Raw genomic sequence first — 11,484 nt, 5'->3', positions numbered from 1 at the left:
TCAGACCCCCTTGCCGCTCAGCCAACCGCGCAGGAGCCGTGCGACCTCGTCGGGCTGGTCGTCGACCAGGGCCTCGATCTCCTTCAGCTTCTGCTCCCGGACCTCGTCCGAGTCCTGCCTGGGGCCGCTGCCCGGCCCGAGGGCCCCGGCGACGCCGCCGCTCTCCAGTGCGCCCTGGGTCGCCCCCGCCTCAAGGCGGTTGCGCTCCAGCTCGGCCTGGAGTTCGGCCAGCACCCGCAGTTCCTCCGCGTTGGCGGCGGCGCGCTTGCGGCGCTTGCGGGTGGCGATCCACGTGCCGATCAGCAGGACCACGACGCCGAGCACGGCGGCACCGGTCTTGATCAGCGAGACCAGGTCGTCCTGTTGCTGGGAGGCGGAAGCCGAGGCGGTGTCCTTGGCGGCCTGCTCGGCGTCGGTCTGGTCGAACGGCATCGCTGTGACGGCCAGCGTGTCGCCACGCGTGGTGTCCACGCCGATGGCCGACGCCGCGAGTTCCTTCACCGCGGCCATGTCGACGGAGCCGGCGGCCTTCTCGTCCAGCAGCACGGCCACGCCGAGCTTGCGGATCTTGCCCGGGGCCGACTGGCGGGTCTCGATCACGGTGCCGACCGCGTTGTCCCGCACGGTCGACTTCTGCTGGTAGGACCCGTTGCCGTTGGTGCCGGTCGCGGACGAGTCGGACCCGTTGATCTGGCCGAGCACACCCGTGCCGTTCTGCCCGGTGCCGGTGCCGGTGTAGGTCTCCTCGGTGGTGCTCTCCGACAGCGGCGCGGTGTTCGGGTCGCTGGTGTAGGTCTGGGTCTTGGTCTCCGACTGGTCGAAGTCCAGGTCCGCGGTCACCTTCACCATGGCGTGGTTCGTCCCGACGACCTGCGTGAGCAGCGACTGCAACGAGGAGCTGAGCCGCTGCTCGAACGCCACCGTCTGCTGGTTCTGGTTGCCCGAGCCGCCGGTGGACGCGCCACCGGGCGCGGCCAGCACGGTGCCGGTCGAGTCGGCGACGGTGATGTCGTCGGGGTCGAGACCCTCCACACTGGACGCGACCAGGTGGACGATCGCCTGGACCTGGTCCGCGGACAGGTCCTTGCCGCTCGCGGTGTCGACCATGACGGCCGCGGTGGGCTTGCTGGAGTCGTCGGAGAACACGTCCTTCTTGGGGATCACCAGGTGGACGGTCGCCGTCTCGACCCCGTTGATCGACTTGATCGTGTTCGCCAGCTCGCCTTCCATCGCGCGCTGGTAGCCGACCTGCTGCATGAACTCCGACGTCGTGACGCCCTGCTGGTCCAGCAGCGCGTAGCCGGTGTCGTCCTGCGCGGGGAGGCCGTCGGCGCTGAGCTGGATGCGCAGCTGGTAGACCTGCTCCTTGGGCACCATCACGGTCTGGCCGCCGTCGGCCAGCTCGTAGGACGTGCCGGCCGCGTCGAGCTGCTCGACGATCGCGGCGGCGTCCTTCGAGGCGAGGTTGGTGAACAGGGGCGAGTAGTTCGGCGTCGAGGCCCAGCCCGTGAACAGGACGACACCCACCAGGACCGCGATGACACTCGCGATCGCCACCACGCGCTGCCCCGGCGTGAAGGCCTTGAAACCGTCGGTCGCGCGACGCATCAGCGCGCTCAGGCGGTCCCGGTTCACGCTTGCAGCCTCATGATCTCGTTGAAGGCGTCGACGGCCTTGTTACGGATCGCGACGGTGAGCTGGGTGGACAGCGACGCCTCGGTGGCGGCCATCAGGTATTCCTGCGGGTCGTCGAGGTCGCCGGTGGACAGCTGGACCGCGAGGTCCGACGCCTTGCTCTGGGCCTGCTCGGTCTTGGCGAGCGCGGCGCCGATCATGTCGCCGAAGGACGACTTCTCGGCGTAGTCGGCGGAGGTGGCGCCCGACAGCGAGATCGGGGCGATGGGGGCGGAAACGGCACCGATGGCCGAGATGGGGCTGCTCATGCGTTCTTCCCGAGCTGGAGCGCCGCTTCGTATGCGCTGGTCGCGCGATCGACGACGGCGAGGTTGGCCTGGTATCCACGCTGGGCCATGATCAGGTAGCCCATCTGTTCGCTGAGGTCGATGTCGGGGATGCGGACGTAGCCGTCCTCGTCGGCCAGCGGGTGGTCGGGGTTCTGCACCATCCGACCTTCCGCGCTGCCGAGTTCGATGCCCGAGACCGTGACGCCGCCACGTGGAAGGGACGTGGCGACGACGTAGCGCTCCTGGAAAGCGGCACCGCTCGTGGGTGCGACGTCGTTGATGTTCGCGATGTTGTCCGAGACCGCGTCCAGCCACTTGCGGTAGGTGGAGGCGCCGGTCGTCGCGATGTCGATGCTGTCGAACATGGCTTACCGCACCCCCTTCAGCACCGTGCTGACGAGGCCGTAACGGTCGTCCATCGCGCGAAGGGCCAGCTTGTACTGGAGGCCGGCCTTGGTCGCCGCCATCGTCTCCTCGTCGAGGTTGACGTTGTTCCCGTCCTGACGGGCGGCGAGCGTGGAGGTGCTGTAGTGCGGGGTGACCTTGGCTGAGGTGTCGCCCGAGGCGACGGCCCGGCGCAGAGTGTCCTCGAAGTCGACGCGACCTGCGGTGAACCCGGGTGTTTCGATGTTTGCGATGTTGTTCGCGTACACCCGCTGGCGGGAAGCCAGTCCGGTCAGGGCGTTGCGCACCGCGTAGGAAGCGACATCGTCGAACACGTCCGATCTCCTTGACAGGTACCGGGACGCCTATCCGTGGCGGTGGGGGCGGAGCAATCCGTGCTCACGCTTAGCCGATCGGCTGACACGCCATAGCCATGAGGGTTTTTCAGGGATGTATCCGGTGTCACAGCGCAAGTACTGGACAACCATTTCGCAACTGTGCTTCACCTGAACCGGCACCAAAGTGTGGGACCACTATTCAGAACGTCACCACGTGCCCGCGCTTGAGGCACGGCGACCGACCAAGCAGTCCCGACTCCAGGGCGCGGAGGACCGCCCCCCGGACGCCGGACATCCGACCACTCCGACACGGGCACTGCCCGAACGCGTATTTCAGGGTGCCTGAGTGCGTATTTCAGGGTGTCCGAACCGAGGGCTCGCGCGTTCACGGAGGCACACGCGCGGCAGGACCACACCGGGAGAGGGTTCGGGTGCGCAACTCTCGGTGCCGGAACGCACAACTCGCGGTGTCCGAGTGCGTAACTCGCGGTGCCTGAACGCATAACTCGCGCGGCAGGCGACGGACGACAGTCCCATTTTGGCGGTCTGCCCCAGCGGCGCGCGCCTGCTTGAAAACCCGCCCACAACGGCACAGTGACCCGAAAGGCAGCGGCCCGGGAAAAGCCTCAGAGCGCGCAATCCAGGTATCCCGGCCGAGCCGGAGCCTGGCCCGCGTCCTCGATCCGCCCCAGCATCGCCGCCTGCTTGGCAGTGGCCGCCATCGCCACCACCAGAGCCTCGGCCACGGCCAACTGCCGCGCCAACACCGCATCCGCCCGAGGACGCAGCTCCAACGGCAACGGCCCCATCCCCGCCGGCGCGGTGAACGAAGCCGGCGGCAGCGCGCGCACCGTGCGGTCGTGCGAGAGCAGTGCCTCGGCGGCGGCGACGTCGGCCTCCATCAGGTCCAGCGTCGCGGCCCACACCACGCGCCAGTCCGTCTCGACCGCGGTCATCGCTCGTCCGCCGCCACCTCGGCCGCCTGCCGCCACGCCTCGCGCAGCGGTTCGACGAGCGCCAGCACGGCCCGCACCCGCCCGGCGTCCTGTTGGAGGTTGGCACGCATCAGTTCGGAGGTCATGAACGTGTAGAGGTCGGCCAGACCGCGGGCACCGGCCCACTCGTCCAGCTTCAGCGATCCCCGCAGTTCCAGGACGATGTCCTGGGCGTGCACCAGGGCGACCGACGCGGCCTCGCGCTCACCCGAGGCGATCGCGGTCAACGCCTTGTCGAGGTCCAGGCACAGCCGGTCGTACAGCATCACCAGCAGTCGCGAAGGCGACGCGGTGGACACGGAGTCGGTCAGATAACGGGCGCGCAGCGCGGAAGTCGACATCGAGAGCCTCTCAGCTCGAAGACAGTGAGGACAACTGCCCCGCCAGCCACGTGGATTGGTCCTTCAACTTGCCCAGCGTCGTCTCCAACGCCGTGTACTGGCGCTGCAACGCGACCTTGCGATCGGCGAGACGCGAGTCCCAGTCGTCGATCTGCTTGTTCAACGACCGGACGACGTTGTCGCGACCCTGGATGATCTGGGTCAGCTTGCCGTCGGTCGTGTTGGTCGCGGCGTCTGCCGTCTTGCGGAAGCCCTCGGCGAACTTGGTCTGCACGGCGGTCTTGACGGCCGCCGGGTCCTCCTTGAGCGAAGCCAGGAACTTGCCGCGGTCGAACGTGACCGTGCCGTCGCGGCCGAGTTGGACACCGAGCTTCGCGGCACTGCCCAACCCCTCGACACCCGAGCTGACCTGGCCGAGCAGGCTCTGGCGCAGACCGCGGACCAGCGGGTCGCCGTTGAGCGCGCCCGAGGTCTTGGTGGTGGCGTTGTAGGAGCTGCGGTTGTTGATGTCCGACGCCGCGCTGTTGATCGCGTTGACCAGGCTCTGCATCGCGTCGGCGAGCTTCGCGGTGTTCTGGTCGGCGGTGACGGTCACGTTGGTCGCGGCCTTGGAGACCGTGACGGTGACACCGGGGATGAGGCCGGTGAAGTTGTTGTCCGCGCTGGTCAACTGGTAGCCGCCCGCGTTCGGGTTGCCGACCGTGACGAGCGCGTCCGCGCCCTGCGTGATGACCGTCGTGCCCGAGGTCAGGCCGTCGATCGTGAAAGCCTTGGCCGCGCCCGTCCCGGTGCCCGAGAACTGGAGCACGGAACCCGTGGTGGTAGTCAGCACGGTGGCGCGCACGCCCAGGTCGGCCTTGTTGATCGCGTCGGCCACCCCCTGGGCGGTATCGGTGGTGACCGCCACCGACGTCGCCTTGTTGCCGACCGTGACGGTCAGCGAGCCGTTCGTCGTCAGGGAACCCGACTGCGGAACGGCGGACGAGGCGACATGTCGGGTGGCGGTCCGCACCACGTCGAACGTAGCGGTGCCCGTGAGGGCTCCGGTACCGGCGACACCGCTCACCGCGTCGCTCGAGGACGTCACCGTCACCGAGTTCCAGGTGTCCGCGGAGGTCAGTGTCTCGGCGGCGTTCCGCACGGCGAGCATGCGCGCGTTGACCGCCTGGTAGTTGGATTGCAGCGTCTGTTCGGCGCTCACCTGCTTCTTCAGCCGGGTCTGGGGGGCGGCCTCCAACTGCATCAACTGGTTGATGATGGTGGAGGTGCTGAGACCGCTGACGAGTCCGTCGACGCTGCTGGTCATGCTGCTCGCTTCCTTCCTAAGTCACCTGATGCGACCCGGGCGAGGGCAGGGGAGGGGTCTGGGGGACCTCGCCCGGGCCGCCGTCCGGTGGATCAGCCGCGCAGGAGCTGCAGAACAGACTGCGGAGCCTGGTTGGCCTGAGCCAGCATCGCGGTGCCGGCCTGCGACAGGATCTGCGACCGGGTGAAGCTGACCATCTCGTTGGCCATGTCGGTGTCGGTGATCGCCGACTTGGACGCCGAGAGGTTCTCCACCTGGACGTTGATGTTGTTGATGGTGTGCTCGAACCGGTTCTGGTAAGCACCGAGCTCGGAGCGCGCCGTCGACAGGCTGCGGATCGCCTTGTCCACAGCCGTGATCGCGGACTGGGCGCTGCTGGTGTCGCTCACCTTGACGGTGGAGCCGACGCCCAGACCCGTGCTGTCGAAGCCGGTGGCCGTGGGGCCGTCGGTGCCCGCCGTGGCGGTACCGGTCAGGGCGGCCGTACCGGTCAGGGCGATGGTGCCCGCACCGGCGGTCTTGGCCTCGACCTTGAGTTCGCCGCCCGCCTTGCTGGCGACGAACCCGGCCGCGAAGGTCGAGTCGCCGTTCAGCTGGGAGACGACCGCGTCGAGGTCGGCAGGGGTGGCCAGGGTCACCGTGGCGGTGGTGGAACCCTGAGTGGCCGTGATGGTCTTGGTGTCCAACGCGGCGCTGGTGTAGGTACCACCGGTCGCCGTGAAGGACGCCTTCGTGCCCGCGGCACCGAAGACGGACGAGTCGAGGTTGACGCTGATCCGGTCGTCGGTGGTGTTGTTCGCGCCCACCTGGAAGGTGCCCGTGTAAGCCGTGCCACCGGTGGTGCCGGCGGCGAGCAGCTTCTGGCCACCGAACGAGGTGGTCTTGGCGATGCGGTCGAGCTCGCTCTGCAGCTGCGAGAACTCGGTCTGGGCGGCACCCTGGGCGGTGGCGTCCTGGGAGCCACCGTTGGCCGCCTGCACCGCCAGGTCACGCATGCGCTGCAGGATGGACGCGGACTCGTTCAGCGCGCCGTCGGCGGTCTGAACGACGTTCACGCCGTCCTGGGCGTTGCGCGCCGCAACCTTGAGGCCGCCGATCTGGGCCTGCAGGCCCTGGCTGATCGACAGACCCGCCGCGTCGTCGGCGGCCTTGTTGATGCGGAGACCGGAGGAGAGCTTCTCCAGCGAACCCTGCATCTGCTTGTCGTTCACCGACAGGTTGCGGTAGGCGTTCATCGCGGCGATGTTGGAGTTGATGCGCAGACTCATGATTTCCTCCTTGAAGCGAGTCCAGGTCGGTCCGTCCTTGTTCCGACACCGGGCAGATCGGCCTTCGTGCCCGGGAGTTGCGGGACTTTCCGGGATTTCCTGGCGGATTTCCCGATGGGGTTGGTGCTACGCGGAGAGGTCGACCGGCATGCCGGTCGAAGAAGTGCGCGCGAGGCGCGAGTGCAGCGTCGCCTGGGAGGCGACGGAGGCGTAGTAGGCGGCACGGCGACGGGCCGCGCAGCCGGTCGCGTCACGGTCGGTGACGCGGTCGGGGTCGAGGTGGGTGTTCAGGGCCTCGCGCATGAGCACGGTGGCCTCGGCACGCAGGTGCGACACCCGGGACTCGGTGACGCCCATGTCCGCGGCGATGTCGGACATCTGGCGGCCGGCGAAGTAGTACTGCTCGATGACCGTGCGCAGCCGCTCCGGCAGCGCCTCGATGGCGTCGCGCAGGTAGCCGATCCGCTCGCGCTCGAGCAGCGTCTGCTCGGGGTTGGGCGAGGGGTCCGGGATGGACAGCGACACCTCGTCGTCGTTGGTGTCGCCGACCGCGCCCTCGAGTCGCAGGAGGACGGAGCGCTGCACGTCGTCCCGGATGGACGCGACGTCGCGGACGCTCATGTCGAGCTTCTCGCCCAGCTCGACGTCGCTGGGGGTGCGGCCGTGGGCGACGACGAACGCGTCCCGCGCGGTGTCGAGCTTGCGGGCCTTGCTGCGGACCGAGCGGCTCGCCCAGTCGGCGCGGCGCAGCTCGTCGAGCAGGGCGCCGCGGACGCGGACGTTGGCGTAAGAGGAGAAGGGGGCGCCCCGGGAGGCATCGAAGCAGCGGGCCGCGTGGGCCAGGGCCTCGTAACCCGCGGACATCAGCTCGTCGCGGCGGACGTGCGCCGGGACGCGGGCCAGCAGCTCGCGGACGACGTGGCGGACCAGCGGCAGGTGGGCCTCGGCCAGCTCGCGCATCGTGGCGTCGTCGTTGCGGTGCTTGCCGTCCTCGGCGTCGAAGCCGGTGCCGGTCGACTCGTACTGGTCGTCGAGGGCGGGCTGCTGGGTCTTGATGTTGCCGGTCATGGGTCTCCACCTCCCCACCGGGACTCGCTCCCGGCGACATGTCCAAGACTCGAAGCCCGTGGGTGCAAGTCGGTCGACGTTCCGGGTGCGAACCGGGTGCAACTCGTCCGGGAAAAACCCGCAAGGCGGCACCGGGGCTGTCGTTGGGGGGAGAGTCCGGCGGCTTACAACCTGGAGGACCGATGAGTCTCGTCGAGACGTCCGCAGCCTTGTGGCGTCAGCGGGAGCTGCTGTCGATGCTGCTCTACAAGTTGCAGGTCGAGAGCCTGGTGCTGGCCTCGGGCCGGACCCGCTGGCTGGGCACCGCCACCCACGAGGTCGAGCGGGTCCTCGCGCGCGTCCGTGAGGCGGACGTGCTGCGCGCGGTACTCGTCGACACCCTTGTGGACGAACTGGGCCTCGCGCCCGGTGCCTCGCTCGCCGAGATCGCCGAGCACGTGGGCGAGCCGTGGCGGGACGTCTTCACCGAGCACCGCACCGCGCTGCTGGCCATCTCCGCGGAGATCTCCGGTGCCGTGCGGGAGAACCGCGACCGGCTCACCGTCGGCGCCCGCGCCGTGCGCGACGCCCTCGACGCCGTCGGCGGCGACGGCAGCGGCCCGCTGTACCAGGCCAACGGCAGCACCGTCAGCGCGCCGGTCGGCGCCCGACTCGTGGACGAGGCCCTCTAGACATGAGCACCTTCGCCGGGATCGGCGCCGCCCTGAGCGCGCTCACCACGAACCGCCGCGGCCTGGAAGTGACCGGGCAGAACATCGCCAACGCGAACACCGAGGGCTACTCCCGGCAGCGGCTCAACACCGAGCCCGCGGGCACCATGGCACCCGGTCGGTGGGCGCGGGCGTCCAATTTCGAGGGTGGCGTCAACGTCACGTCCATCGCCCGTCTGCGGGACTCCTACCTGGAGTCGCGCGGCCACGTCGAGCACGAGCGCCAGGCGTCCGCCACCGGACGCCTCGAAGTGCTTTCCGAGGTCCAGACCGTCTTCAACGAGCCCGGCGGCACGGGCCTGCAGGCCAAGCTCGGCGAGCTGTGGGCGGGTTTCGCCGACCTCGCCGACAACCCCGGCGACCTCGGCGCGCGCACCCAGTTGCTGACGCGGGCCAAGGACGTGGCCACGGCGCTCAACTCCGGCGCGGGCGAGCTGTCCGACCAGTTCTCGGCCCAGCGCGCGGCGATGACCGACACCACCGCCGACATCAACACCAAGGCCGCCCGGCTGGCCGACCTCAACGACGCGGTGCGCCGCGCCCGCCAGTCCGGCGGCACCGGCAACGAGCTGGCCGACCAGCGCGACCTGCTGGTGATGAACCTGGTCGAGGCGACCGGCGCGAAGGCCGTCACCGCGGCCGACGGCTCGGTGGGCCTGAGCCTGGGCGGCGGCTGGCTGGTGCAGGGCGCGACCGCGCGAGCCGTCGATCCGGCCGGTGCCACGACGCTGTCCGGCCAGTCCGCGAACCCGGTCGGCCTGGTCTGGCAGGACACCGGCACGGCGGTGAGCGGCGTGGGCGGTGCCATGGGCGCCACGCTGTCCGGCCTGAACAACACCTTGCCCGACTACGCAGCCGAGCTGGACAAGGTCGCCTCCGCGCTGACCACGTCGGTCAACACCGTCCACACCGCCGCGTTCACCAAGGCGGGCGTCGCGGGCGGCGCGTTCTTCAGCGGCACCACCGCCGCGGGCATCTCCGTGGCCATCACGAACCCGGCCGACATCGCCGCCTCCGGCAGTGCGACCAAGGCGTTGGACGGCAGCGCGGCCGACAAGCTGTCCGAACTCGCGAACTCGGCCACGGGCGCCGACGTGGCGTACCGGACCGCGGTGTCCAAGATCGGCATCGAGGCGAACTCGGCGAAGACGGTCCTGAACACCCAGACCGCCGTCACCGACACCATCGACTCGGCCCGCGCCAGCGAGTCGGGCGTCAACCTCGACGAGGAACTCACCGCGATGCTCACCTACCAGCGGTCCTACGAGGCCGCCGCGAAGGTCATGAGCGCGATCGACTCCATGCTCGACACCATGATCAACCGAATGGGTGCGTGACCCGATGGGCATCGGCATCTCCCGGACGACGGAACTCTCCTCCTCGCAGCGCACGCTGTCCGCGCTGCGCGCCAACCAGAACCGCGGCGAGGAACTGCGCCAGCAGGTCACCACCGGCAGGAAGATCAACACCCCGTCCGACTCGCCGACCGGTGCCGTGGCCGCCATGCGCCTGCGCACCGACCTCGCGGCCGGCGAGCGGTACACCCGCAGCGCCGCCGACGGCACCGCACGCCTCGGCACGGCCGAGAACGCGCTGCTCGGTGTCTCGAACTACCTCAACCAGGCCCGCGACCTGGTCGTGCAGGGCCTGAACGCCACCGCGTCCGACCCGACCGCGCGGGTCGCGCTCGCCGGTCAGATCGAGTCGCTGCGCGACGCCGCCCTGTCCGCGGCCAACACGTCCTACCTGGGCCGGCCGGTGTTCGGCGGCACGACCGCGAACTCCCGTGCGTTCGACGACAGCGGCGCCTACCTCGGCGACGACGGTGAGGTGCTGCGCCGGGTGGACGCCCGCACCCAGGTGCGCGTGGACGTGCCCTCCACGGTGTTCGGCACAGGCACCGATTCGGTCTTCTCCGTGCTGTCGACCGTGGCGAGCAAGCTCCGATCGGGCGACCCCACCCTCAACACCGAACTCGATCGTGTGGATTCACGCCTCTCGTCGGTCAACACCGAACTCGCCGCCGTCGGCAGTCGATACAGTCGCCTCACCACGGCGGTCGACGTCGCCAAGGACCGCGCGGTGACGTTGACCGGGCAGTTGTCGGACATCGAGGAAGTCGACCTCACGGAGGCGGTGGTGTCGTTGCAGACGCAGTCGACCGCCTACCAGGCGGCCCTGGCCGCCACGGCGCGCATCCAGCAGCCCTCGTTGTTGGACTTCCTCCGATGACCGCGGTCCTGACGAGGAGGACGGACGTGAGCGACGCCGACACGGCGCCCGTCATCGAGTTCAGCGTCCCCATGCCCGGGTTCCCGGAGCACCGCCGCTTCCTGCTCGTGCGCACCACCGAGGACGGCCTGCTGTTCTCGCTGCGCTCGGTCGACGACCCGGAGCTGCGGTTCCTCGTCGTGCCGCCGGCGCCGTTCTTCCCGGACTACGCTCCGGAGATCGGTGCGCAGGCCGTCGAGCAGCTCGGCACGGTCGACGTGTCCGACCTGCTGGTGCTGCTGGTCGTGACGGTCGGCGAGTCGGCCTCCTCGGCCACCGCCAACCTGCTCGCCCCCATCGTGGTCGACCAGCGGACCCGACGCGCGGTCCAGGTCGTGCTGACCGCGGGTGATCTCCGCGCGCCGCTGTTGAGCGCCTGACCTCCAGGGAGGACGACCGAGATGCTGGTCCTGACCCGCCGCTCCGGCGAGAGCGTGCGCATCGGCGACGAGGTCACGGTGACCGTCCTGGACGTGCGGGGTGACGTGGTCCGGATCGGTGTCGCGGCGCCTCGGTCGATCGCCGTGCACCGGGACGAGGTGTACCGCGAGCTGAAGAAGGCCAATGAGCAGGCGGTCGCGGACGAGGCCGCGACCGCCGCTCTCACGGAGGCGTTGCGCTTCCGCCGGGACGGGTAGCCCCCTGAACGCGCGAGTTATACCTTCGGACACTGCGAGTTGTGCGTTCGGACACCATGAACTCTGCGTTCAGGCACCGTGAGTTGTGCGTTCGGGCGCCCGGAACGGGTGGCAGCTCTGTTGCCGCCTGGTAGCTGTGTCGTCACGTTCGGGGAACTTCGGCTGCCTGGTCGAGTGTGGAGCCATCCTCGGTGTTACGCG

General features: G+C 69.5%; 14 protein-coding genes. 5 read left to right on the top strand and 9 right to left on the bottom strand.

All coding sequences use genetic code 11. From position 1 onward, the window contains the following. The 9 genes from fliF to F4559_RS28255 all read right to left on the bottom strand — a co-directional run bounded on the left by fliF (nucleotide 1) and on the right by F4559_RS28255 (nucleotide 7,664). Nucleotides 1-1,635, bottom strand: coding sequence for a flagellar basal-body MS-ring/collar protein FliF (fliF, locus tag F4559_RS28295; RefSeq protein WP_312865864.1), 1,635 nt, complete (start codon nucleotides 1,633-1,635; stop codon nucleotides 1-3). Next, on the bottom strand, nucleotides 1,632-1,943 hold the full coding sequence (gene fliE / locus F4559_RS28290) for a flagellar hook-basal body complex protein FliE (RefSeq protein ID WP_184673842.1): 312 nt from the start codon (nucleotides 1,941-1,943) through the stop codon (nucleotides 1,632-1,634). Before fliE ends, fliF begins: the two co-directional genes overlap by 4 nt. Next, on the bottom strand, nucleotides 1,940-2,329 hold the full coding sequence (locus F4559_RS28285; RefSeq protein ID WP_184673840.1) for a flagellar basal body rod protein FlgC: 390 nt from the start codon (nucleotides 2,327-2,329) through the stop codon (nucleotides 1,940-1,942). The genes fliE and F4559_RS28285 overlap by 4 nt, the downstream gene beginning before the upstream one ends. Nucleotides 2,330-2,332: 3 nt before the next feature. Continuing rightward, nucleotides 2,333-2,683 carry a flagellar basal body rod protein FlgB gene (gene flgB / locus F4559_RS28280; RefSeq protein ID WP_184673838.1) on the bottom strand — a complete coding sequence of 117 codons (351 nt, stop codon included), beginning with the start codon at nucleotides 2,681-2,683 and terminating at the stop codon, nucleotides 2,333-2,335. Nucleotides 2,684-3,312: 629 nt separating this feature from the next. Beyond that, on the bottom strand, nucleotides 3,313-3,642 hold the full coding sequence (locus tag F4559_RS36130) for a hypothetical protein (RefSeq protein WP_184673836.1): 330 nt from the start codon (nucleotides 3,640-3,642) through the stop codon (nucleotides 3,313-3,315). Further along, nucleotides 3,639-4,022: a flagellar export chaperone FliS gene (fliS, locus tag F4559_RS28270; RefSeq protein WP_184673834.1), complete on the bottom strand. Its 384-nt coding sequence runs from the start codon at nucleotides 4,020-4,022 to the stop codon at nucleotides 3,639-3,641. Before fliS ends, F4559_RS36130 begins: the two co-directional genes overlap by 4 nt. Nucleotides 4,023-4,032: 10 nt before the next feature. Then, nucleotides 4,033-5,328 carry a flagellar filament capping protein FliD gene (gene fliD / locus F4559_RS28265; RefSeq protein ID WP_184673832.1) on the bottom strand — a complete coding sequence of 432 codons (1,296 nt, stop codon included), beginning with the start codon at nucleotides 5,326-5,328 and terminating at the stop codon, nucleotides 4,033-4,035. 92 nt (nucleotides 5,329-5,420) lie between these two features. Next, entirely contained in the window at nucleotides 5,421-6,596 is a 1,176-nt protein-coding gene (locus F4559_RS28260; protein WP_184673830.1) for a flagellin N-terminal helical domain-containing protein, read from the bottom strand. A gap of 126 nt (nucleotides 6,597-6,722) precedes the next feature. Beyond that, the gene (locus tag F4559_RS28255; protein WP_246445351.1) at nucleotides 6,723-7,664 is read right to left on the bottom strand and encodes a sigma-70 family RNA polymerase sigma factor; all 942 of its coding nucleotides are present in this window, start codon (nucleotides 7,662-7,664) and stop codon (nucleotides 6,723-6,725) included. A 182-nt stretch (nucleotides 7,665-7,846) separates the two neighbouring features. Between F4559_RS28255 and flgN the strand changes: the two genes are divergently transcribed. The 5 genes from flgN to csrA are packed head-to-tail and all read left to right on the top strand — an operon-like array spanning nucleotide 7,847 to nucleotide 11,283. After that, entirely contained in the window at nucleotides 7,847-8,335 is a 489-nt protein-coding gene (gene flgN, locus F4559_RS28250) for a flagellar export chaperone FlgN (RefSeq protein WP_184673828.1), read from the top strand. 2 nt (nucleotides 8,336-8,337) lie between these two features. Continuing rightward, the gene (gene flgK, locus F4559_RS28245; RefSeq protein WP_184673826.1) at nucleotides 8,338-9,711 is read left to right on the top strand and encodes a flagellar hook-associated protein FlgK; all 1,374 of its coding nucleotides are present in this window, start codon (nucleotides 8,338-8,340) and stop codon (nucleotides 9,709-9,711) included. Further along, on the top strand, nucleotides 9,704-10,606 hold the full coding sequence (locus F4559_RS28240) for a flagellin N-terminal helical domain-containing protein (RefSeq protein ID WP_312865863.1): 903 nt from the start codon (nucleotides 9,704-9,706) through the stop codon (nucleotides 10,604-10,606). Before flgK ends, F4559_RS28240 begins: the two co-directional genes overlap by 8 nt. After that, nucleotides 10,603-11,025, top strand: a complete 423-nt coding sequence (fliW, locus tag F4559_RS28235; RefSeq protein WP_184673823.1) for a flagellar assembly protein FliW — start codon at nucleotides 10,603-10,605, stop codon at nucleotides 11,023-11,025. Before F4559_RS28240 ends, fliW begins: the two co-directional genes overlap by 4 nt. A gap of 21 nt (nucleotides 11,026-11,046) precedes the next feature. Then, on the top strand, nucleotides 11,047-11,283 hold the full coding sequence (csrA, locus tag F4559_RS28230; RefSeq protein WP_184673821.1) for a carbon storage regulator CsrA: 237 nt from the start codon (nucleotides 11,047-11,049) through the stop codon (nucleotides 11,281-11,283). The last annotated feature ends 201 nt before the right edge of the window (nucleotides 11,284-11,484 follow it).

Origin of the sequence: Saccharothrix violaceirubra (assembly GCF_014203755.1) — a bacterium.
Lineage (GTDB): Bacteria > Actinomycetota > Actinomycetes > Mycobacteriales > Pseudonocardiaceae > Actinosynnema > Actinosynnema violaceirubrum.
This window is presented reverse-complemented; position numbering and strand designations above follow the sequence as displayed.